This is a genomic window from Chitinophaga arvensicola (genome assembly GCF_900110835.1).
Lineage (GTDB): Bacteria > Bacteroidota > Bacteroidia > Chitinophagales > Chitinophagaceae > Chitinophaga > Chitinophaga arvensicola.
On sequence record NZ_FOJG01000002.1, the window covers coordinates 1,784,456 to 1,808,448 of the forward strand.

The following is a 23,993-nucleotide window of genomic DNA, read 5'->3' on the forward strand; positions in this document are numbered from 1 at the left end:
TTATCAGAACTTCACCGTTTTCCCGGTGCGTACAGATTCGCGGGCAGCTTCAAGTATGCGCACCACAATCACGTTATTGGCCGGTGCATACAGTCCGTCGGGCGACATCGTAATCTTTCCATTCAGCACATCTATGAGATAGTTGAAAGGATCTTCATACACGGGTATATCCGTAGCCGTTATACGGCGGGTAATAGCGGGAGCCCGTTCGCTGCTCCGTTGAATCAGGGTATTTTTATCTGCGGCAATGAGATAACCTTTATCGCCGTATACTTCCATGTCTTTGCGGCTGAAACTCCAGTTCCAGGAGGCCTGTATGGTGCATTGCGCATCGCCGTAATCCACAAGGATAGTAGCGTCGTCTTCCACTTTGGGATATATCTGCGGTTTAAAGTGACGGGCTACCGCAGTAACGGATACGGGCAAACGGTTTTTCATGAGATGGGTCATGAGGTTGGCGCCGTAGCAGCCAAAGTCCATGAGGGCGCCACCGCCATTGAGTACCGGATCGGTAAGCCATTGGAGGAATTCCGGGCCACAGCCAATTTCTTTTGGCCCCTGGTGGCCATCGTTGATCGTTACTTTGCGGATGTTACCGGCAAAACTGCTATCCTGCAATAGCTGGAACGTTTTGGCGACCGATGGGTACCAGCTGGTTTCGTAGTCGGTGAGCAATTGCACATGATGCTTTTTTGCCAGCGCTTCCATATAGCGTGCATCCGTGACCGTGGTAGCCAGCGGTTTTTCCACCATGATATGAATATGCCGGGGTGCGGCTGCTTCCACTACTTCCCGGTGTGCTTTAATAGAACCAAATGCCAGTACGGCAGCAGGTTTCACCACATCCAGCATTTTACCCAGGTCTGTATAAAAGATATTTTCCGGGAGATGATATTGCCTGGCCCTTAACCTGGCTAATGCGGTATCCGGTTCGTATATACCAACAATCTGGATGTCCCCTTTGTCAGGGCGACCAAGAATAAAAGCCGCGTGTCCGTGCGATACACCGGCAACGGCTACACGTAATGGCTGAGCCATGATGCAGCCAAGGACATGCATCAGCAGGAAAGTAAGAAAAATAGAACGCATCCCTAAATCTAGGGAATATGTTCTATTTTTCATAGCTACCTCAGTAGCTGGCTTTTAATCCGTTGCTTTTCCAGTAGTCAATCATTGGCTGGTAGGGCCCATACTTATGCCGGGCAACAGAAAAGGTATCAGCGAAGGGACCTTTATCGTAATCCAGCGCCTTTTCTTCCTTATGGGGGTAGTCAAAGTTTTTTACATCCGGGCGGGGGTGCCGGCTGTCGTCGTTCACAAAGGCGGCGATGTCCATGGCTTCTGCATCAGAGAGGAAGGGTTTATCCCAGGTAGCTTTGTCGTAGGGCATATTGGCTTTCAGCCATTGTGCCTGTTTGATCACCCGGTGCATGCTGGAGCCTGGCTGGTAGCCGTATTTTCCCCATAAAGGCGGATAAGTATAGGTCACCCGGTCGCTGCGCAGCTGGCCCTCTCCTTCTTTGCCATGGCAGCGGGCGCAATGCTGCACATACAATTGTTCGCCACGCCCGGGGCTGGCGGCTACATCCGGCAGGACTACCTCCAGGTTTTTGACCCCTTTGGAGGGTTTATCGCGGGGCACAAAGCTGTTGATCCACCGGAAATAAGACAGAAAAGCCACCATTTCTTTACTATCCAGCGGCAATGGCTTGCCATTGTGCGGACGGGTAACACAGTTATTAACGCGCTCTGCGAGTGTGAGTACATGTCCTTCCCGGGCGCGGTATTGCGGATAATCCTCGTGAGAGCGCATCAGGTTAAAGGAAAACGGCTTGGTACCTCCCTGCTGGTGGCAGTTGGTACAGTTCATTTTATTGCCGAGGTATTTACCGTTGATGCCTTCCGGGCCAATATAATAAGCGGTATTGTACATAAGTTCCTGTCCGTAGCGAACGGCTTCGCCATATTTATCACCGGGAATACCGGCGCTGTCGACCGCAGGTAATAGTGTAGCCACCACCGTTACTTTAGCGGTTTCCTTCTCTTCCCCTTTTACATTAGTCTGACAGGAATAAAATACAGCAACGGTGGCGGCTATGAGAAAACAGCCCGTAACGATACGCAGTGAACTTTTCATAATTGGCACAGTGGTTTATTTTCCGGGGAGATGAACGACTGTTAAGGTATTCATCTCCCGGAAAAAAATTAATGAACAATAAAAGAAGGCAACATTTCTTTGGGGATGAACTCCGCCCGGTAGGGAATAAAGTTACAGCGCAGCCGCCACAGTGGCTTACCTTGTCTATCGGTCAGCAGTACGGTATTTCGCCTGGAACAACATTGCAGGATGCTGTTATGGTCTACCAGGTAAGCGCTTCCCATCCGGTCGTTGAACAAATAAGCGGGCAAAGGAGAACGGAGGGCAACGGTGGCCGTTCTGTTTCCTTCATCCAGATGAAAGGCCAGTGTTTGCGATTGTTGGCGCGATACGCCGTTATCAAACAACATCAGGTCATTGTCGCTGTTGATATGCACTGCATGTCCCATATCAAAAGCGGCCGAATCCGGGAAACGGAAGTCGCCGTTCCTGCCGAATTTCCAGATTACTTTGCCGGTATGTGCATCTAGTTTCCAGATCTGACCATTGTTATAGAAAGAAATCAGGTAATTGCCATCTTTGTCGTAGCTCAGGCTGTTGGCATGCATCCAGTCGAGGCGTGTACGCAGTATAGCCGTATCCGTAATTGGGTCAAACGCATCAAATACAGTCCACTCCCATTGTCTATGGCCTTTACGGTCCAGCACCAGGATGCCATCGCTTCTAACGGTATCCTGTTTACCGCCGCCGGTAGCGCTGAGATCAAAAGTGCGTTCTACAGTATTCAGCAGCACAATATTGTTATCGGGGTTCAGCAGCACTTCGTGGTGTGCATTGGTGGTAAAATCACCCTGTCCTTTTTGCAGGTGCAGCAGGGTATCGCCTGTCAGGGAGAGTTCCATCACCTGGTTGCCGTAACTGGTAGCGTATTCCTTACTTCCAAGAATGCAGAGCAGTGTTTGATGTTCTGTAAAATGCGCCGTTTTAAAACCGGTGCCCTTTACGGAATGGTACCACACCACTTTGCCGCTGGCATTCAGCAAGTACAATACGCCGGGCTCATCGCGCTGGCTGAGGAGCACATATCCTTCCCTGAAACGGGCCGGGATGGCGGCCTGCGGCATACTGTCGACAGTAATCGCATCTTGTACCCAGAAAGGAATCTGTTGCTTAGGCTGTTGATGGCAAGCCGTGCAAATAATTAATAATAAAAAGTAGTGGTGTATTTTCATGGCATTGCTTTTACAGGATTAAACTGACAACACTGATATTGTTAACGGGTGTGGTGTATAGTGATTGGATAGTAACAAATTGAACAAAGTAATATCAGCATCATCAGTTTAATCCTGTATCAGATGATTTATTTCCAGAGGCTGTTCTGAGTGGCTTTTGGATTCGACCTCAGTTCACTTGCCGGAATCGGGAATACATAATGTTTTGCCTGGAATACATTAGCGCCCTGCTTCTGGTGTGCTTTTAATGCAGCAGCCAGTGTAGCGGCGTTTTTATTCCATCTTCTCAGATCGTATACCCGGTTTTGTTCGAAGAACAATTCCAGTAACTTCTGGTGATCAATTTCTGCCAGCAGTTGATCTTTGCCTGGTAATTCAACGGCTGTTTTATCGGCCAGTCCCGCCCTGCGGCGGATCCGGTTGATATCAGTAACGGCTTTGCCGGTATTGGCATTCTGCGCAGCCGCTTCTGCACGGAGCAGCACCACTTCTGCAAAGCGCAGTACGCGGTAGTTGGCGGTGGAAGGTGTAGGTCCCCAGTAGTTGTCGGCGTTGGCCACATTCCGCCATGCGCTCGTCCCTTTTTTGATCAGGAAGCGGCCGTTGGTAGTTGTATCCAATGGTACATCCGGGTAAAGCCGCACTGTTTTTGACAAAGCAGAATTCCAGAGCTGATCAAAGGTTTTTCCATCATACCAGGTAGTATCCTTTTCGCCAAGAGTTGATTGTTTCCACATCAGGGAAGCGTACATCCTTTTATCGAATTTGGTATTGGCGCCGGCGGGGCGTTTTTCTTTTATGAACTCGCTGACCAGGTAATTGGAAGGTACATATTTAAACCAGCCGCCACCTGCGGGTGGGCCGATGAACTGTGGCAGGTAGTTGTACATCGGTGAATTGGGTGTTTCGGTATTCCAGGCGCCATACTGATCTCCCAGGGGAGCGAAGGTCCATTCAAACACAGATTCCACGTTGTATTCATTCTTGTCGGTGAAGTTATCTTCAAAGTTGTCTACCAGGTCGTAAGCGTACGGACTCTGAAAAAGCAGGTCGAACGTGGCTTCCGCTTTTGGATAATCTTCCATAAACATATAGGCCTTGCCGAGATAGGCGATAGCAGCGCCACTGGTTACGCGGCCCTGTTCTTTTGATTCGCGCTTAACGGGTAAGCCAGCTTTGGCATCGGTAAGATCACTGACTACCTGTTTCCATACATCCGCTTTTGAGCTGCAGGGTGTGGCGTAGTCCGACATATCTTCTGCGAGTGGCGTGGTACGCACGGGCACATCACCCCAGTTGGAAGCCAGAAGATAGTAGGATAATCCGCGCAGGAATTTCGCTTCCGCAATGTAGAGTGCTTTCTTGCCATCATCCATTTTCACATCGCCGATCTTCGACAGCAGCAGGTTAGCGCGGTGAATACATTGGTAGATGTTACTGAAGATGCCGTTCAGATCACCGTTGTTTTCGTCGTTGGCAAAAGTAGCCACAGCGATGGTGCTGGCTTCTTCTCCGGGCAGGGTAAAAATGTCATCGCCCAGGGAGTTGATGTCCTGGATACCCTGGTAGGAACCCCAGTAACCATACAGGGAGGAACGTAAAGGGCTATACGTAGCCCCGAGTGCCTGGCTAACACTGGATTCATCTTTCCAGAAAGTAGCATCGGTGATCCTGTTGGGATCGGATTGTTTCAGGAAGTCTCTTTCGTTACAACCGGCTGCTGTTGCCAGCACCAGCGTCAGCGCACTTATATACTTAAATGATTTTTTCATGTGGTAATGCGGTTAATCGATTAAAAAGTAAGATTCAGGCCTAACAGGAAGGTGCGGGACAAAGGATATACATCCCATGAATTGTCCATGCCTCTCGACAGTGTAGTGCCGGCGGAAGGAGCCGTACCACTGGTTTGTACTGCACCCCCGATATCCGGGTTGTAGCCTTTGTATTTTGTGATGGTGAACAGGTTTTCACCGGAAGCAAATACCCTTACTTTGTCAATGCCCCATTTGTTCATCAGTGATTTTGGAATGTTGTATCCAATTTCCAGGCGTTTGAAACGCAGATAGGAACCGTCTTCCAGCCATCTGTCGCTGTTATCGCGGTTGTTGTTATTAGGATCAGATAAAGTGAAGCGTGGGAAACCGGAGTGATTTTCCGGCGTCCAGGCATTCAGTACATCGGTAGAGAAGTTGGTGACTTCATTCATTTTGTCCATCCATTTTCTCCGGGCGTTGTAGATCTTATTACCGGTTACAGCTTCCAGGAACAGGCTCATATCAAATCCTCTCCAGGAAAGGTTGGCGGATAAACCGAGATTCAGTTTAGGGAACGGGCTGCCCAGGTTCTGTTCGTCCTGGTTATCGATAATGCCATCGTTGTTGGCGTCTACATAGCGGATATCACCCGGTTGTGCATTCGGCTGGATCAGTTTACCATCTTTGCTATGCGCAGCTACTTCTTCTTTTGAGTTGAAGATACCGTCTGTTTTGATCAGGAAAAATGCGCCGATAGGATAACCCACTTTGGCGCGGGAAATACCACCAAATTCCTGGCGGCCGGAACCAATGTCGATCGATGTCATTTTGTTGGACACGTGTGCAAGGTTAAATCCTAAACGATAGTTCAGGTCACCTTTACGATCGGTATATTCCAGGGAGATTTCATATCCTTTGTTTTCAATCACACCGGCGTTCAGGGTCGGAGATCCTGTTTTACCAGCGGAAAGCGGGAAAGGAACGTTTAACAATACGCCATTTGTTTTCTTGTTAAACACATCGAAAATCACAAACAGTTTATTGTTAAGGAAACCTGCATCTACACCCAGGTTGATAATCTTGGTTTCTTCCCAGGAGAGGTTTAACGGAGACGCATATCCGCTGGCAATAGCACCGGGCCAGAGGGCGCCGCCCTGTACGTAGTTCAATCCATTGGAGATGCTGTTCTGTGTGAGGTAGTTACCAACTTCCTGGTTACCCAGTATGCCCCAGCTGCCACGCAGTTTCAGGGTATTCACCGCATTGGTCAGGCCAGAGAAGAAATGTTCATTATGCAGGTTCCAGCCAGCAGAAAAGGACGGGAATGAACCGTATTGGAAGCCGGTAGCAAAACGGGAAGAACCATCTCTTCTGACAGAAGCGGAGAACAGGTACCGGGAGTCGTAGGAGTACATGATACGGCCAAATCGGGAAACGATGGCGCTGGTGTTGGCAGAACCATCATTCTTCTGAGAGGTAGCGAGACCCGCACCCAGCGTAGTAGTACCGATCGGCAAATCGTCGCGCGAAGCGCTGAGGGTGGTATACATATTTTTCTGCGCGGTGTAACCCACCAATGCGTCGATGTTATGTTTACCCAGTTTCCTACTATAGTTCAGTGTGTTTTCCGCCAGCCAGGAGTTGGCGGTATTCGTCCCCTGTTGCAGGTCCGGCAGAGGATTGGCGGAGTTGCCGTCATCAAAGGAGCCGGAGAAGATGCGGGTATTGCTTTGTACCTGTGTTAACCCAACGTTGAATTTATATTTCAGTCCTTCGATAAGTTTTACTTCCACAAAAGCATTTGCCAGGAGCGACAGGTCTTTTGACGTATTCTCCACATTTTCCAGGCGGGCAACGGGGTTCGACAGGTTCTTCATGAACGTTGGTCTTCTGCCGTAGCCTCCGAGCGGCTGGGTAGGATCGTATACCGGCACAGTAGCGGGCATCATGAGGGCACTGCCTACAATGCTGTGTACCGCATCGCCGCCACCGGGGTTGTTGCGGGTGTTACCTCTTTTAATGATAACAGTTTCGCCTACACGTATTCTGCCTTTGTTATATTCTGTTTTTACACGGAAGTTGGCAGCGGAGTAATTAGTATTGATGATGGTACCGTTTTCTTTCAGGTAGCCACCGGATAAGTTATAGGTAAAGTTCTGTGAGCCGCCGCTGAAATTTACGTTGGTACGTGTTAAGAAAGCCTGTCTGAAAATAGCGTCCTGCCAGTTGGTGCTGATACCTGCATATTTGGGGATACCGCTCATATTGGCGCTCATGAGGTTGGTCCATTGTTCGCCGTTGAGGAGGCTCATTCTCTTTGGAACGGACTGTACACCAAACCAGGTGTCTACTTCCAGTTTGGGGGCGGTTTCTTTGCGGCCACCTTTGGTGGTTACGATTACAACGCCGTTGGCTGCGCGGGAACCGTAGATACTGGCAGTGGCGGCATCTTTCAGCACTTCGATGGATTCCACATCATTGGGACTTACGCCGTCGATGTTATCTACAAAAACGCCATCCACGATATAGAGGGGTGCGTTATTACCAAGGGTACTCATACCACGGATGGTAACCACCATGCCGGCGCCAGGAGCGCCACTGGCAGCTTCTACTGCCACACCGGGCACACGTCCCTGGATAGCGGAGCTGATATTTTTTGATACGTTTGCGCTGATGTTACTCACTCTTACGGAGGAGACAGCACCGGTTACATCTTTTCTTTTCTGCGTACCATAGCCGACTACCACCAGTTCTTCTGTTTGCACGGCTTTAGGTTTCAGTGCAATATCGAGTGCGCCGGCCTGGGAAACGGCCTTTTCCACAGGTTCGTAACCGATAAAGGAAACGACCAGCACGCCGCCATTTTCCGGCAATTGCAGGGTGTAGCTACCTTTGGCATCGGTACTGGTACCTTTGGTAGTACCTTTCAGTTTTACGGAAGCGCCGGAGAGGGGTTCACCGGTAGTGGCATCCGTGATTTTACCGAATACGGAGATATTGACCACCGGCCGGGGAGCTTCGTTGGCCTGTTCATTTGCTTTTACAGAGAGGATAATGGTATTATCGACGATACTGTAATTGAGTTTTTTATTGAGCAGACATTTGCTCAATACATCCTCCAGATCGGCTTGTACCACTGCCAGCGACACCTTATCGGTTTGTTCCAGCATTTCCGTGTTGTAGAAGAAGGTATATCCGGTTTGTTTGCGGATTTCCCTGAAGACCTTTGACAGCGTCACGTTACGCATGTTAAGGGTTAATTTTTGCGAGTAACCGGTTGCACTTACCTGCATAGCCAGTACCAGCAGCAGAAAAGCAGCTAGTTTCATAACTTTCAGCATTTGCGCGAACACCGACGTTCCGGGGTGTTTGCCAGCATGTCTAAATAGCATAGATTTGTTAAGTTTTTGGTGAGCGTTAAGCTGTTTACGTCAAATAAGCGTGTATATGCCCACCAGACAATTTCCACCGGGGACGTTGCCGCGTTCCCGGTTTTTATTTGCCTGAAGCATCTTTACACGAAGATCCTGGTTGTTACATCCTTATATTGGTCTTGTTATTTTACTTCAACGATGATTTGTTTTCCTTCAATATTAAATTGTATCCCGGCAGTTTTTAAAATGCGTAACGCCTGGGATAACGTGGATTGTTTACGTATAGATCCGGTATAGTGTTTATCGGGTACCGGTCCCTCAAAGGTCACCTTTACATCGTACCAGCGTGCCAGCTGTCTCATAACGGTGGATAAGTCATCATCGTCAAATTCGAACATGCCCATTTTCCAGGCGAGTATTTTGTCGATATCAGCGTCGCTTACATCCAGTTCCTGGTTGTCCTTTTCGAGAATTGCCTGTTGGGCAGGCAACAATACCACGCTTTTACCATTGGGCTGTGCTACTTTTACTTTACCTGTTACCAGGGTGGTGTTCACTGTATTTTCATCGTCGTAGGCCATTACATTAAATGCGGTGCCCAGTACCGCTATTTTAAGTCCATTGTTCAGTTGTACGTGAAAAGGTTGTGCTGCCTGTTGCGCTACCTCGAAATAAGCTTCTCCTGTGAGGTACACAGTTCTGTCGGCCCCTGTAAACTTTGTAGGAAAACGCAGTGAGGAAGCGGCATTCAGCCATACTTTGGTACCATCCGGTAATACCAGCTGGTATTCACCGCCGCGTGGGGTCGACAGGGTATTGAAGGTCACCTGGTCGCCGGAAGTGGCGCTGCCATCGTATACCAGTTTGCCTTCATCTTTCCCGATGCGGGTACCATCTTTTTCCAGGAGGCCGTTTGGATTCAGTGAATCCAGCACTACTTCTGTACCATCGCCCATCACGAGGCGGGCCCTGGAACCTCCCGGCAGCACATCGTTTGAGGCAATGGCAGTTGGGGATGTAGTTTTGCCGGCAATATGTGTTTCATAATAATACCAACCTGCGCTACCGGTAGCCAGTAGCAACACAGCAGCTGCCGCTGCGCGCCAACGTGGGAAAGCGCGGACTTTTGCCGGTGAAATATCCGTAGCAGTGCGGGTAATATGATCCTGTAACAAGGAACGGAACCTGTTCACTTCCACATCCAGGCGGCCCTGCTGGCCGTTGACCGTATCAAAAATGTAGCGTGCACGGTCGAAAGCGGGGCGCTTTTCCGGATTTTCGATGATCCATTTTTCCCAGTGCTGTACATCGTTTTCATTGATCCCGATGCAATAGCCCAGAAAAGAATCGTCCAACAGAAAGTCTTCGGCAACGTTAAATTGATGGTCCATTGTTACTGTTCGTAATAGCTAGTGTAAGAAAACGGAAATTATTCCCAAGAAAAAGGGAACTATTTTTAAAATATTTTTGCGGAGCGGGAAAAACTAATGAGATAGAGCCCGGCGTAGGGGTTACGGGGCTTAAGCGTACACCTTATCCGAATACCCTGAATAAGATCGCTACCACCAGTTCTGCAGAGAGGCATTTCAGCGCACTACCGAGAGTATTGTAAGCTGTTTTGGTGGTGATGCCCAGGCGTGTACTTACTTCTTCCATGCTCAGTCCATCAAAGTATCTGAGTTGCACCAGTTCTTTCTGCCGGGGTGTAAGCTGGGCCATGGCCCTTTTTATCTTTTGTTTTATTTCTTCGGATGTCTGAACGGCAACGATGCTTTCTTCGTAAGACAGCTCGTGGGGGGATTCCGTATCTGACCAGGCGCCGGCGGCTTCATTCAACTTTTTCGTTTGCCGGATATCAGCGAAGATGCGTCTGCGCAGCCAGGTGAGCAGGTATGATTTTACATTGGTGACCGGGGAAAGCTCCTGGCGTTGATCCCATATTTCCAGGAACATGTCGTTGATAGCATCTTTGGTGATCTCGGTATCGCCACAGATGCGAATGCCGTAGTTTACCAGGTAGAAGTACAATTGTTCATAGAGGATGACCAATGCTTCCTGATCGTTGTTCCGGACGCGGCTCCACAGCAGCATGTTTGCAGCGGCTTCTGCTGCCGGTGTGGCAGACTTCTCTAAGGAAGATGTTGGTCGGTCACTGTTCATCGGTCACTGGCAATTTCATAAAGTGGAAACAGCATAATGGGCGTCAGCCCCCCGTAAGGCTATGGATACGGGAAGCTGACGACTACAGGCTGACGGCTATTTTAATCACTACTTTCTTTACTGGCATTGGTGTGCTTACCTTGATATTTGGCATGTGTAGGTCGGTAGGAAAGAAAATGGCAAACATGCCTTTCTCCAGCCTTGAGAAAAACATCGGATGTTCGGCAAACAGCTGGTAGTCGGCCGTTTCATCGTATGCTTTGGATGGTTGCTGATCTTTCAGAAAATCATGTCCGATCAATTCGGAACCTGATACCATGTACTGGATATCAATATACTTTTTATGGGATTCCATCTGCTCGGTGGAGGTATCTACCGTATCGTATTCATTAACAATCGCGAAGATATTGGTGCCATCTATTTCGTATTTCCCTTTCTCCAGGCCGGCCAGATCAGTTTGGGCCAGGTACTCAAAAGCCTTGATAAATTTAACCCCGAGGCGATAGTAAAGATGGGCGTTCTGCAGTGTATCCAGTATCATGTGTCTTAAAAAGGTATTAATCCGGAGGCAAGATACTTTTTTTTCCAAATACCCAACCTTTTGCAGGTGACGACCCGTTTACTTTCTTAAATAACCCGCATTATATGAAACACATTCCGCTTTATTTAATGACTTTTGTACTGTTTACCTTTGTTGTTTTTGGCTGCCGTAGGGAATTACAGCTTGACCCACTTGAGAAATCAACTGCCAGTGGTTTGCGTGGCGACAGCACCGGGCCAATAGATACTACGCGTCCACATCCCGGTGATACCACCCATCCGCATCCGGGTGACACAACGCATCCTCACCCCGGAGACACCACACACCCCCATCCGGGAGACACGACGCATCCTCATCCGGGCGATACTACCCATCCCCATCCGGTGGATACCACGCGGCCGCATCCCGTAGATACTACACGGCCTCACCCAGGGGATAGCACACGCTGGGGAATATTAGCCGGACGTCGCTGATCTGTTTCAGCACCGGGTACCGGAGCGGATGAAACCACTAAATAAAAACAGTATACTCGCTTCCGCTTTTCTAAAATAGTTGCCTTTGCTTCGTTGCGAAGGCAACATTTTTTATTCATTACTATCAGGGAACTCACCACTTGGAAGACTTTACGCAACTCATCACTGAATGTGCCCTTAATAACCGCCTTAGCCAGGAGAAGCTTTACTATAAGCTGTATCCAGCGCTTTTTTTATTATGCAGGAAATTTTTTCCTGATAACAACGATGCATTGGAAGCACTGAACGACGGAATGCTGCTGGTGTTTAAAAACATTGGAAAGTTCAACGCGGATAAAGGCGCTTTTTTCAACTGGGCCTATACGATTGTCAGAAACGCCGCGCTGGATAAGTTAAGACTACAAAAATGGCCGGAGCATCGGGAACTTGATAACTATCTGCCGGAAACAAAAGAAGCTTTGTGGGGTAAACTGGATTGGAAGGATATATACAAACTGCTGGATTATCTGCCACCTGCTACCAGGAGTGTATGCACCTTGTTTTACCTGGAAGATTTCTCCATAAAAGATATCAGCGAACAGTTACAACTCAGTCAGGGTACCGTTAAATGGCACCTGAGTGAAACAAGGGCCAGACTCAAACCAGTATTCAAAGCACATTATCAGCATAAATAATTCATTCCGTGAGCGCATCTAATTTTGGCAACGATTTCTTAAACGAGGAAAATTTACCTATTCCTATTCCGCCGGCAAAGGACGGATGGGCGGATATGGCATCGCGGTTAAATGCTATTCCGCCTCCATCTGCGCCTGCATCTACCCCTCTTAAAATTTTCCAGCTTTTTCCGGCGGCAGCGACTGTATGCGCATGTGTAGTAGCCATAGGCATCGTTTTCCTGGTTGTTAAAAAACAGCAGCCTACCACTCCCCCATCTGCCAGCAACAACATTCCTCCACAGCCTGCAAAAGAGGAAATAGTGCATTTACCGGCACTAACGTCAACGGATACACAAGGAAAAGACACCAGCATTTCCGGAGAAAACACCCAGGAAAGTGCCGTGATAGCAGATAATAAAACCCACCACGTAAACACCTCCGGGGAAGGTGCTACAGCTGATAATAAAACTCCCCATGAAAATGCTTCCGGGGTAAGTGTTGCCCTTGGTAATAAAAAACATCAGGCAGGTATTTCCGGAGATACCAGTGCAGCGCATAACAAAATGCGTCAAACAGTGAGCGTTTCCCGAAAAACTGCTGTAAAAGCGCCTTTAGCGCACCCGGGTGCTAACCGGCCGGCAATTATCTCCGGACAACAAAATACAACAGCCAATAAAACTCGCAACCCGGAACTGGCGGCGGCAAAACACAAAATGCCCGGGTCCGAACTGATGAACGACAGCCGCAAGGACGCGTTTCAACTGGCCGATCCCCCCGGCGCCGGGAACAACCATACGAATACACCTGCTCAACTATCATCCATCCCGTTGCCGGTGTCTTCCCTACTTTTAAACCGGCCAATTCCGACGCATATTGACATGCAGCACAAGAAAACGTTTCGCCCGGATAACCAGAACGGATGGCTGCTGATGCCGCAATGGCAATTCTGGGTGCCCGTTTCAGGCAGTGCGTATTACCTGGCAGGCCCGAATGGAAACAATCAGCCATTACGGATGCTGATACCAGGTGTAAGGATAGCCAGGCAATGGGATAAGATGGCAGTACTCTGGGAGTTTAATCCTGTTACAAGTGAAACGTACAAAGATCCTGTACTATCTTCCCGTACAGTCACCAACCCGGATAGCTCCACCGATATTACGACTGTCACCCTGCACAAGCAGTTTGGCTGGAACACCGCATTGGGCTATCAACACCGGCTATTCAGACGTTGGCAGGTGGCCGCAGGGATACAGTTTAATTACTGGCAGCAGGAATACATTCACAAGCTGAATTATCATATTTCCAATTCACTTCCCTCCGGCGGACAGAACAGGGATACCACCTATACCCCGGCGAAAGAAAGAACGGGGCGTGCTACATGGAAAATACCTGCGGAAATTTATTACGATGCCCCGCGATGGCAGGCAGGATTACGGGTAGAACTTCCATTAAATAGCAACCGGAACGACAGTTCAAATACCCCGATAAAAACGCCGGTGGCTTTTCAACTGATGTTCCGGTATAAACTCCTGCATCGCAGGCCATGACTATCTGGGTAACAGGTACGGCTGTACGGCTTTTTCCCAGATGGCGTATCCTTCTTTGTTCATATGCAGCATATCCTGGAGGAACAGTTCCTTGCGTGGCTTACCGTTGCTATCCAGCATCAGGGGATAAATGTCAACGAAAACGGTATTTTTCTCTGAAGCGAGATAATCTTTAATCAGTGCATTGGCTTGCTTTCCTTTTTCAAAAAATGCCTCCCGGGAAGGGCTGGGCTTCATAGAAATATACACGATGGGCGTTTCGGGCAGCTTACTGCGGATAGTGGCATACAGGATTTTAAACCGCTGCAGCAAGGTATCTGCGTTCACGCTTTGATCCGGCAGATCGTTCTCTCCCACGTAAATCACAATCTGGCGGGGTTCGTATGGGAAAATGATGTTATTGGCAAAATAAGTGATGTCGTTGGTAACAGCGCCACCTACTCCCCTGTTCAACACTACATAGCTGCTGAAATTACGTTCCAGGTCGTCCCATTTGCGGATGGAAGAGCTGCCCACAAAAAGAATAGGATGCACCGGAGGAGCATACATCTTGTCGAATTCCTGGATGGTGCGGATGTCGTTTTGAAAACGCAGCGGCGATTGTGCCCATAAATAGCCAGTGATGGGTAGCAACGCAAAACACAAAAGAAATAAAGACTTTCTCATAACAATAAAATTTTCGACAAGCCATTAAGATAATCGAAAAATATCTAATTTGGAATAAACTATGTCATGAATACCCATCCGCTGAACCTGACTATCCGTTTTTTACTGGAAATCATCATGCTGATCATACTGGGTTGCTGGGGCTGGCAATTGGGCCAACATTGGCTGTCTTATGTACTGGCGATTGTTTTCCCGCTGGCGGCAGCGGCACTGTGGGGGATTTTCCGGATCGAAAATGATCCTAAACCAGCTCCGGTGGCGATTCCCGGCGTAGTCAGATTATTACTGGAGTGGTGGTTATTCGGATTAGCGGTGTGGGGATTAAGAGCGCTCGGGCATCCATTGCTCAGCAACTGGCTGGCAGCTATTGTGCTGATTCACTATGCCGTGTCCTGGGACCGGACCGCCGTGATGCTGCAAAACAAACCCTACAAAGGGTTTGCCGGCAAGAAGATAATGGGAATTAAATCCTAGAAATACCAGACGGTTTCCGGCGCCACACTTACATTTACAGCAGCCCCTTTTTTCAGACGGGTATCGGTGGTTTTGACAGTCACCACTTCATTTCCCAAAGCTACTTCCGCTTCCAGAAAACTTCCATAGTAGGCGATGTCACGGATTTTGCCAGGAATGGCGTCTTTCTTTGTACGTACCAGTTTAAAATCTTCCGGGCGGATAAATATGTTTTTCCCATTGAGCGTAATGCCGGGTAAACCTTCCAGCACCGAAGCTTTGCCGGGAGCGAGCAAGTTATATTTTCCAAACAGCCCGGCTACATATTCATTGACCGGCTGATTATAAATTTGCTGAGGAGAGCCCTGCTGTACTATTTCCCCATCTTTCATCACCAGGATCTGATCTGCCCACGGGAGAATATCCATGGGATCGTGCGAGATGAGCATAATGGTGATGCCCAGTTTTTCTCCTATATCGCTGATCACATTTTTCAGGATACTTTTATGGATCATATCGAGATTGGAAAAAGGCTCGTCCAGCAAAAACAGTCTGGGTGCAGATATTAGCAGTCTTGCCATAGCAATCCGCTGTTTTTCACCACCAGACAACTGGTCTGTTTTTCTTTTCAGCAGGTGGGAGATCCGGCAGATACGATAAATTTCTGCTGCATCTTCATCAGTGAGTTTATTGGCGTAGGATAGAATTTCTTCTACCCGGTAATTATTTCTGAGTTCAAAATGCTGGGAGAGATAGGCGGTACCAGGATGGCCTGGTATCAGCACTTCCAGGGCACCTTTTACGCGCCGGCCTTCAAACATCACAGTACCGGCATCTGCCTGTGCCATGCCACCCACAATTTTCATGAGGGTACTTTTACCGGAGCCGGTTTCACCGGCGATCACTATTTTCTGAAATGGCTGTTGAGTAAAGCTGACATCCTTTAAAATATAAGCGCCGTGCAGTTCCTTGCTGATGTTTGATACTTCGAGAAAATTCATTCGTGCAAATTAGTAAAAAATGCGGACTAAGCGAAGGAAGCGCCTCCGGCGCTTGTATTGAAGCAGGAGGCGCTGCTGTTCTATGCTTTCCACGCATTCCGCAGAAAACGCAGCCAGTTACCATGCATTACATTCTCAATATCTGTAGCACTATAACCTCTTTTGCTGAGCAGTGCGGGCAATTTCTGCATATCTGCGATTGTTTCCAGGTCGTACGGGCATTGTTCTTTACCGAAAGCGCCGTCCAGATCGGTGCCTATGCCTACGTGCAGCGAGTTACCCGCCAGCTGGCAGATATGATCCATATGATCGATCATTTTTTCCAGGTTGCAACCGGTAGCTTCCGGAGTGGAGGTGCCACGTACCCAGCCGGGTACCATCATCCAGGCGTCGAGCGCGCCACCTATCACAGCGCCTTTCTGGATAAGGGTTTTGATCATATCATCGCTGAACTGACGGTTGTGATCCACGAGGGCACGGCAATTGTTATGACTGGCCCATACCGGGCCGTTAAACAGCTCCATGGCGTCCCAGAACGCATCATCGCAAAGATGGGTGGCGTCGAGGATGATGCCCAGTCTTTCCATTTCACGGAGCAGTTGTTTTCCTGCATCATTCAGGTGGCCGGTGGCATCGGTGCCGTTCGCATATCTTCCGGGGCCATAATGGGCGGGGCCCATGGCACGAAGTCCGTTATTCCAGGCCTTTTCAAGGTAGCTGATATTCACGATGGAATCAGCGCCTTCCAGGCTGAGGATATAACCGATGGGCTTTTTATCATTGGGCGTACCGTCGTTCCAGCGTTGTAAATGTTGTTCCAGATCTTGCCGGTCTCTGATCATTACCATTTCGCCGGCATCTTCCATGGCTTTGTACCAGGCCAGCTGTCCCTGAGTCTGTGCCCAGGCCTGTTCGGGTGAATGCCAGCCGGGAAGCGGGTTATCCAGCGCTACATAACGGCCGATCTGCGTGGCTACCACCAGGCCGATATTGCCTTTGCGTAATTCAGGAAATGCCACTACCCCTTTGGCGCGATCGGGTTTGTCTGTCAAACCGGCTTCACGTGTGCGGATGGCATTCACGGGTTGTTGCAGGTCCCTGTTCCATTCCAGCGCATTCATGCTGAGATCCAGATGTGCATCTATTGTAAACATAGTCAGTTCCTTTTTTAACGAATAATTCTTCCGGACAAGCCGTTCTTCATCAGTTCTTCTATTTCTTCCCGGCTCACAATGGCCCAGTCGCCCGGGATGCTTTGTTTGATGGCGCCGCAGGCGGTTGCAAAGTCGATGGTTTGCTGCGGCGTAAACGCTTGTATGAGGCCATATAACATGCCGGCGGTAAAGGCGTCGCCGGTGCCGATCTGGTCGGTGATATCGGTGATGGCGAATCCGCTGGCATAAAAAAACTTCCCTTCATGCGCCAGGGCGCCGGTATACCATAGCTGCTGGTCTTTTACCCGGCGGAAGCTCATACCCAGTGTTTTTAAGCGGGGCATATGCAATTGCAGGGCAGTATAGCATTGCTCAAACCGTTGTTCTAACGGCAACGACTCATCGGTGTCTATATCAAAATAAACTTTTGCAGCATCCAGGTCGGCTACGGTTATTTCGCTGTGTTGCAACAACCCGGGCATAACAGCAGCGGGATGTGCGCCATATTTCCAGAGTTTGGAACGATAGTTAAAATCAGAGGAAATGGTAACACCAGCTGTTAATGCAGCTTCCAGGGCTTCGCGGCAAACATCGGCAGCACTTTCAGAAACGGCGGCGGCTACTCCTGACCAGTGAAAATGGGAACTTTGTGAAAAGACATCAGCCCAGGGAATTTGTCCACGTTGCAAAGCCGCATAGGACGTGCCTTCCCGGTCGTAGATCACCCTTGTGGGGCGGATGTTATTACCTGGTTCAGTGAAATACAGGCCCAGCTTATCGCCGCCATAAAGGATGTGTTGTGTAGCTACACCATGACTTTTCAGCTGTTGTACACCTGCGGTGGCCAGATCATGGGCAGGTACCCGCGTAATATATTGCGTGGGGACGCCCAACCTGGCGAGCAGTACACATACATTGGCTTCTGCCCCGGCGTACCAGGAAGTAAATCCATCTGTTTGCTGAAACCGTTTGCCTCCATTACTGTGTAAGCGCAGCAATAATTCGCCAAAAGCGGTTACGCTGAGACCCTTGTTTCCATCCGGTTTGTGCATCATTCAATTATTTTGATAGTTGGCGCCTGGTGATTCCAGTGAAAAAATACTCTTTTTCCTACATTAAATCACCAGGCGCACAAATATCCAAATATTTAGTAGAGTTCAAATAAAGCTTCAATTTCTACCGGGATGTTGTCCGGCAATGATCCGAAGCCTACAGCACTTCTCACACCTACTCCATTCTCTTCTCCCCAGATGGCCGCGAATAACTCGCTGCAACCGTTAATGATATAGGGATGACGTTCAAAGTCGGGCGTACAGTTCACCATACCTAATACTTTGATCACGCGTTTTACTTTAGCAAGACTACCCACATGTGTCTTAATGGTAGACAGCATCGTTAAACCCACCTGTCTTGCTGCCAGCTTACCCTGTTCCATATCCAGTGCATCACCGATTCTTCCGATGATCAGTGATTTATCGGACTGCACAGGACCATGACCGGAGAGATAAAGGTATTTGCCATCGATCAGGAAAGGCTTGTAAACACCCAATGGCGCGGGGGCTGGTGGTAATTCCAATCCCAGGGCCGCTAATTTCTCTTCTGCATGATTGTTTTCCATAGTTACTGTTTTAAAGTGCTTATAAAATGTGATTTGGTTATACTTTTTATTTTCCGGAGATGAATACTCAGAACAACGCCTCCAGGGCCAGTACACCGAGCAGGCCCGCTGTCCCTACAATTGTTTCCATGACTGACCATGATAACAACGTATTTTTTATACTTAAGTTAAAATATTCTTTAAACATCCAGAAACCGGCATCATTCACATGTGAAAACATGAGGCTGCCCGCTCCTACTGCCAATACCATCAGGTTAGGATCTGTATGTTCCCGCAGCATCAGGGGCGCAATCATGCCCGCCGCAGTGATGCCTGCAATGGTGGCAGATCCTACGCAAGCCCGGATAATAGCGGCCATCAGCCAGCCCAGTACCAGCACCGGGATATGCCACGACTGCATCGCCGCCGCAATTTCCCCACTCACCCCGCTATCTGCCAGCACCTGTTTTAACGCGCCCGCTCCTGCAATGATCAGCAGAATCATGGCAACGTCTTTAATAGCATCTGCATAAATATTCATCAGTTGCTTAATAGGTTTTTGCTGAAAAATACCTAATGAAAAAGTAGCCACCAGTACGGCAAAGAGCATAACGATCTGCGCATCACCCGCAAACAGCACCCAGCGGTGTGCATTACCGTCGCCCGTAAAAAAATGCGTCAGCAAGGTAGTCAATATGAGCAGAAAAACCGGTAACAGCGCCGTGACAAAGCTATTCCCCTTACCCGGCAATGGCGCCGTACTCACTGTTTGTTGTGCAAATAAGGCAGACGGCTCCGATGGCATATTTTTCAGGTACCTGGCGAAGAATGGTCCGGCCAGCAACAGCGTAGGAATGGCCACCACCATGCCATACAGCAGCGTAAGTCCCATATCTGCATGAAACTGCGCCACCAGCGCCGTGGGTGAAGGATGTGGCGGCAGGAAACCATGTGTAACGGAAAGCGCCGCCAGTGTGGGCAAACCTATATAAACGGCCGGCAGCTTATATTGATATACCACAGAGAAAATCAGTGGCACCATCAATACAAAACCAACCCCATAGAAAAGGGGGATACCGATGATAAAACCGGCGATCAGCAACGCCCACTGCATATACCGTTCTCCGAACAACTGCATCAGCGTATTGGCGATTTGCCGGGCGGCCCCGCTTTCAGCCACCAGCTTGCCCAGCATGGCACCCAGTGCAATGATGCTGAGTAGCCCACCGATGGTATCTCCTATCCCCTTCTGCAGGGAGCCTGGAATTTTATCTGCCGGAATGCCCAGTAATACTCCCGCCAGTACGGATACAATCAGGAAAGCAATAAAGGCATTCATTTTACCCCAGGTGAGTAAAAGAATCAGCACGCCCATACATAGCAATACGATCAAAAACGACATACAATTTCCGCTCCCTTAGTTAATAATAATTTCATCGACCAACAACATGCTGTTACCACCTGCACCATATTCACCGGCAGGAATTACACCGTGGTTACGGGCTACAACCCTTACATACCGGGCTTTCACCGGCGATACCTTCAAGCGTATTTTATTGCTGCCGTTTACCGGGAAAGAGTCCGCGCGGGCCAACGGCGTAAAATGAACACCATCGGCAGACACTTCAAATTCCAGGGAGGCAGGGGGCCACATTTTCTGCCAGTGATAATTCAACACATCTGCCCCTACCTGCTGAATAGTTTGTTCACTGCCCAGATCCACCACCGCGTCCAGATCCCGCTTGCTGAAACCCAGCCATTGCTGGTCGTTGTAGCGGAGAGAACCTGCTATCCCATTTACCAGAAGGTTATTGTTGCCGGTAAATTTGGTATTAGGAGGTCCCTTCAAAGTAATCGCTGCACCGGTGGCTTTGTTGATGGTAAAAAGTTGCTGGAACGTTCTGTATCGTTGTTGATTGTTCTGGTAAAGCGCTGCTTTCAAAGTACCGGTTTGCGCGATCTTCAGCGGCGCTTTGTATAAATTGCTTTTTGCACCGGGCTTGCTGCCATCGGTGGTATAGCGGATCTCTGCCCCCACGGCATCCGTGTGGAGGGAAACAAAGAGCTGCCCTTTGGCGATGCTGTCTACCGCGTACGTGATTTCCTCCGCAGTCTGTGCGGCGTTGATATGCATTTTTTTCAGCAGCGGCGCCTGTGCTTTTACACGTTGCAGGAAGTCCGGGTAATCTCTTACTGTTTGCGGGGACCAGGCTCTTTCCGCCATGGCCAGCATACGGGGATAGATCATGTATTGCGCCTGTGCTTCTGTATCGAGATATTCACTCCACATCTGTCCCTGGATACCGGCAATATAAGGCAGTAATGCGGTGTCGCCGGCAGCTTTTAAGGGATCGTAGCCATATACATCTTTCAGCGGTGTATATCCGCCGGCGGCGGTTTTCTCTTCCGGGTATAAAGATTGGTAATAATCAAAATACAGTTTATCTTCCTGCGTCATGATCACATGATGTTGCTGCTTTGCGGCGGCAACAGCACCTTCCACCCCTCTCCAGCTCATGACCGTAGCACCGGGCGCCAGGCCGCCTTCGAGGATTTCATCCCAGCCGATGATGTTACGTCCTTTACTGTTTACACGCTCACTGATGCGATGAATAAAATAACTCTGTAAAGCATCTTCATCCGGCAGATGTTCGTCCTTCATGCGTTGCTGACAGGCGGAACAATGGGCCCAGCGGACTTTTGGACACTCGTCACCACCTATATGGATATACGAAGAAGGGAATAGTTCCATCACCTCGTCCAATACATCCTCTAAAAAAGTAAAAGTGCTGTCGTTGCCTGCGCAGAAAACATCATCAAAGATGCCCCAGAACTGCGCGGTTTTGTATGGTCCTTTTGTACAGCCCAGGGAAGGATAAGCCGTAAGTGCCGCCAGTGCATGACCCGGCATTTCTATTTCCGGGATCACGTTGATCTGGCGTGCAGCGGCATAAGCCACTACTTCCTTGATCTGTTCCTGTGTGTAGTAACCACCGTATTTCTTTCCGTCGAAGCGGTGAGGCAATTCTTTTTTATGTCCGATCATGGTCTGATCGCGCCAGGCGGCAACAGATTGCAGTTTCGGGTATTTTTTTATTTCAATACGCCAGCCCTGATCATCAGTCAGGTGCCAGTGGAAATTGTTGATTTTATATAACGCCAGTTGATCAATGAACTGTTTTATAAAGTTCACGGAAAAAAAATGGCGGCTTACATCCAGGTGCATCCCCCGGTAACCGAAGCGGGGATAATCGTAGATATCCGCACCAGGCAAAACCAGCGTAGCAGCATTTTTATGGCGCCATAACTGCCGCAGTGTTCCGATACCATGTAGGATGCCGGCAGCATCGTACGCGGTGAGCGATACCTGTTCGGGCGTAATCTGCAGCCGGTAGCCTTCCGCGTGTTTAACGAGGGTGGAATCTATATGTAACGTGATCCGGTTATTGCCCGGATGTTTCACGAAAGTGGTTTTAGCTGGCAGCGGCATACCGCTTTCTTCCGCGATATATCCCTGTAGCAGCGCCAGTGCAATTTCGTTGCCTGGATCAGCCATCACCGCCGTATGGGCGCTGATCACAAAACTATCGGTGTTATAGGTAGCCGACACGGGCAAAGGAATCAAGGCTGCCGGTGCGGCAGCCTTTTTTTCCTGGGCAGATGTGGTGCTGTAAACACCCATCAGCATTGATATGATTAATATGCTTTTCATCATTATTTATCCCACCACATTCTGGTTGTTAATAAATCCGGTCCTTGTCTGCTTACTGCTTCACGGTAATGTACACCGTTGATACCCTGATCTGCCAGGGAATAAGGCAAACGACGAGGGATAGTACCATTGGTGGCGTTGCCCACATAGTTTACGGGAACCAGCGCAGGGTAACCGGTACGTCTCCAGTTAGCGTATGCTTCCTGTTCATCGAGCAATAACGCCGCCCAGAACTGTGTATGGATCTGGTTCATCTGTGCTTCAAAAGAGCCGCCGGTGTTCAATGCGTGGTCCGTTACATACTGGTTAATTTTAGCCGGGGCAATCACACCTGCAGCACCAAACAATGACCAGTTCTTTAACGCCGCTGTGACGCCGCTATTGTAGTATTGCGCTTTATCACCTGTGATCCATCCACGCAGGGCCGCTTCACTGAGCAACAGGTTGGTTTCGGCGTTGGTAAGCAACAGTAAAGGCGCTGCCATATTCAATACCGTGGCCGGGTTAGGTTCTGAGAACGTCACAAAGTTCGGCAGTTTTACATCCGTTCCGTTTGGCATTCCTTTCTGGATAGCAGCCGACGTATCCGGTACATCATTATTCCATACTACCGATACCACCCCTAAACGCGGATCGTTGTTCGTTTTCAGGAAGTCGATAAATGTTTTGCTGTATTTACCTAACTCCGTATTATCCTTACCGTGGGAACTCAGGCCATAATCCTGACCTACCAGTTCAAATGCCACCGGGTTATTATTATAAATCTGCGGACCGTTGGTATACTGCACTACTGCATTATCCTGTCCGTCGATGATAACACCACCGGCTACTGCTTTCTGTACCCAGTCTTTCGCTATTACCTTACCATCCGTAGTTTTGGTGGTACGCATCGCTACTCTCAGCATCAGCGAATAACCCAGTTTTTTCCATTTGTCTACGTTTCCGTTGTACAACAGATCTGCGGCGCCGAATGTTGTGGTTTTGCTGTTGTCAAAAGCTTTGATGGCTTCATCCAGTTCTTTCAGCATATTCGCATAAATATCTGCCTGTGCGTCGTACTTCGGCAGGAATACGCCCTCGGTCCTTCCCTTGCTGGCATCTGAGTAAGGCACATCTCCGTAAAGATCCGTAATACGCTGCATCAGCAATACTTTCCAGATGCGGGTAGCGGAGAGCTTATTCACGTTATCACCGATGTTGGCAGGCTTACTCAGTTCATTGATAATTTCCTGGAGCGTGATGATCACATTGGTATAAATGTACTGGTAGTAAAAACTCTGGTACCGGTCATTTACCGCATACTTATCACCGGAACCGGAACCTGCAATTTCCTTGGCAATGGAAAAGTGCTGGATAAAGGTACCACAGTGGAGATAAGAGGTATAGAAGTAAGTTCTGTCGTATACCAGGCTTCCCTTTAACAGGCTTTGTGTAAACAGGTAGTTGACATTGGGCGTGGTGGAAGCATTTGGATTTTTATTCAGTTCCTGAAATCCTTTGTCGCAGGAAGACAGTCCCAGTACTGCTCCCAACAGAAAAATGTATTTATATCTGGCAAATCGTTGCATGAGTAAT

At 48.9% G+C, this 23,993-nt stretch carries 20 protein-coding genes; 4 read left to right on the forward strand and 16 right to left on the reverse strand.

The features are described 5' to 3' along the window. Positions 1 to 3 precede the first annotated feature (3 nt). From BMW79_RS24590 to BMW79_RS24625, 8 genes are all read right to left on the reverse strand, one after another. Positions 4 to 1,089 carry a Gfo/Idh/MocA family protein gene (locus BMW79_RS24590; RefSeq protein WP_089899225.1) on the reverse strand — a complete coding sequence of 362 codons (1,086 nt, stop codon included), beginning with the start codon at positions 1,087 to 1,089 and terminating at the stop codon, positions 4 to 6. Positions 1,090 to 1,129: 40 nt separating this feature from the next. Continuing rightward, positions 1,130 to 2,137 (reverse strand): c-type cytochrome, encoded by a 1,008-nt coding sequence (locus tag BMW79_RS24595; protein WP_089899229.1) that lies wholly within the window; start codon positions 2,135 to 2,137, stop codon positions 1,130 to 1,132. A 68-nt stretch (positions 2,138 to 2,205) separates the two neighbouring features. Further along, positions 2,206 to 3,330 carry an aryl-sulfate sulfotransferase gene (locus BMW79_RS24600; RefSeq protein WP_089899232.1) on the reverse strand — a complete coding sequence of 375 codons (1,125 nt, stop codon included), beginning with the start codon at positions 3,328 to 3,330 and terminating at the stop codon, positions 2,206 to 2,208. A gap of 128 nt (positions 3,331 to 3,458) precedes the next feature. Further along, a complete protein-coding gene (locus BMW79_RS24605; RefSeq protein ID WP_089899235.1) occupies positions 3,459 to 5,102 on the reverse strand; it encodes a RagB/SusD family nutrient uptake outer membrane protein in 1,644 nt (547 codons plus the stop codon). A 20-nt stretch (positions 5,103 to 5,122) separates the two neighbouring features. Continuing rightward, entirely contained in the window at positions 5,123 to 8,413 is a 3,291-nt protein-coding gene (locus tag BMW79_RS24610; RefSeq protein ID WP_177192317.1) for a TonB-dependent receptor, read from the reverse strand. Positions 8,414 to 8,640: 227 nt separating this feature from the next. Then, a complete protein-coding gene (locus BMW79_RS24615; protein ID WP_089899240.1) occupies positions 8,641 to 9,849 on the reverse strand; it encodes a FecR family protein in 1,209 nt (402 codons plus the stop codon). A 142-nt stretch (positions 9,850 to 9,991) separates the two neighbouring features. Next, the gene (locus BMW79_RS24620) at positions 9,992 to 10,618 is read right to left on the reverse strand and encodes an RNA polymerase sigma factor (protein ID WP_089899244.1); all 627 of its coding nucleotides are present in this window, start codon (positions 10,616 to 10,618) and stop codon (positions 9,992 to 9,994) included. A gap of 82 nt (positions 10,619 to 10,700) precedes the next feature. Beyond that, positions 10,701 to 11,159 carry a YhcH/YjgK/YiaL family protein gene (locus BMW79_RS24625; RefSeq protein ID WP_089904209.1) on the reverse strand — a complete coding sequence of 153 codons (459 nt, stop codon included), beginning with the start codon at positions 11,157 to 11,159 and terminating at the stop codon, positions 10,701 to 10,703. Between the two features lie 104 nt (positions 11,160 to 11,263). Between BMW79_RS24625 and BMW79_RS24630 the strand changes: the two genes are divergently transcribed. The 3 genes from BMW79_RS24630 (at position 11,264) to BMW79_RS24645 (ending at position 13,835) form a co-directional block, all read left to right on the forward strand. Beyond that, a complete protein-coding gene (locus BMW79_RS24630; protein WP_089899247.1) occupies positions 11,264 to 11,632 on the forward strand; it encodes a hypothetical protein in 369 nt (122 codons plus the stop codon). A 140-nt stretch (positions 11,633 to 11,772) separates the two neighbouring features. Further along, complete coding sequence (locus BMW79_RS24635; RefSeq protein ID WP_089899251.1) at positions 11,773 to 12,306, forward strand: RNA polymerase sigma factor; 534 nt, start codon at positions 11,773 to 11,775, stop codon at positions 12,304 to 12,306. 8 nt (positions 12,307 to 12,314) lie between these two features. Next, a complete protein-coding gene (locus tag BMW79_RS24645) occupies positions 12,315 to 13,835 on the forward strand; it encodes a TonB-dependent receptor (protein WP_143059265.1) in 1,521 nt (506 codons plus the stop codon). Here the strand turns inward: BMW79_RS24645 and BMW79_RS24650 are convergent, their stop codons facing one another. Then, complete coding sequence (locus BMW79_RS24650) at positions 13,836 to 14,501, reverse strand: GDSL-type esterase/lipase family protein (RefSeq protein WP_089899262.1); 666 nt, start codon at positions 14,499 to 14,501, stop codon at positions 13,836 to 13,838. A 66-nt stretch (positions 14,502 to 14,567) separates the two neighbouring features. Here BMW79_RS24650 and BMW79_RS24655 point away from each other — a divergent pair, with 66 nt between their 5' ends. Next, a complete protein-coding gene (locus BMW79_RS24655; protein WP_089899265.1) occupies positions 14,568 to 14,975 on the forward strand; it encodes a YrdB family protein in 408 nt (135 codons plus the stop codon). On the opposite strand, the gene BMW79_RS24660 is transcribed toward BMW79_RS24655, so the two are convergent. The 7 genes from BMW79_RS24660 to BMW79_RS24690 all read right to left on the reverse strand — a co-directional run bounded on the left by BMW79_RS24660 (position 14,972) and on the right by BMW79_RS24690 (position 23,986). Beyond that, the gene (locus BMW79_RS24660; protein WP_089899268.1) at positions 14,972 to 15,955 is read right to left on the reverse strand and encodes an ABC transporter ATP-binding protein; all 984 of its coding nucleotides are present in this window, start codon (positions 15,953 to 15,955) and stop codon (positions 14,972 to 14,974) included. The genes BMW79_RS24655 and BMW79_RS24660 overlap by 4 nt on opposite strands. A gap of 80 nt (positions 15,956 to 16,035) precedes the next feature. Then, positions 16,036 to 17,109 carry a dipeptidase gene (locus tag BMW79_RS24665; RefSeq protein ID WP_089899272.1) on the reverse strand — a complete coding sequence of 358 codons (1,074 nt, stop codon included), beginning with the start codon at positions 17,107 to 17,109 and terminating at the stop codon, positions 16,036 to 16,038. A 14-nt stretch (positions 17,110 to 17,123) separates the two neighbouring features. Next, complete coding sequence (locus BMW79_RS24670; RefSeq protein WP_245752671.1) at positions 17,124 to 18,164, reverse strand: sugar kinase; 1,041 nt, start codon at positions 18,162 to 18,164, stop codon at positions 17,124 to 17,126. Between the two features lie 92 nt (positions 18,165 to 18,256). Next, the gene (locus BMW79_RS24675; protein WP_089899279.1) at positions 18,257 to 18,727 is read right to left on the reverse strand and encodes a RidA family protein; all 471 of its coding nucleotides are present in this window, start codon (positions 18,725 to 18,727) and stop codon (positions 18,257 to 18,259) included. A gap of 67 nt (positions 18,728 to 18,794) precedes the next feature. Further along, a complete protein-coding gene (locus BMW79_RS24680; protein WP_089899282.1) occupies positions 18,795 to 20,108 on the reverse strand; it encodes a gluconate:H+ symporter in 1,314 nt (437 codons plus the stop codon). A gap of 15 nt (positions 20,109 to 20,123) precedes the next feature. After that, complete coding sequence (locus BMW79_RS24685) at positions 20,124 to 22,418, reverse strand: glycoside hydrolase family 20 protein (protein WP_177192318.1); 2,295 nt, start codon at positions 22,416 to 22,418, stop codon at positions 20,124 to 20,126. A 2-nt stretch (positions 22,419 to 22,420) separates the two neighbouring features. Then, a complete protein-coding gene (locus BMW79_RS24690) occupies positions 22,421 to 23,986 on the reverse strand; it encodes a SusD/RagB family nutrient-binding outer membrane lipoprotein (protein WP_089899286.1) in 1,566 nt (521 codons plus the stop codon). Positions 23,987 to 23,993: the final 7 nt, after the last annotated feature.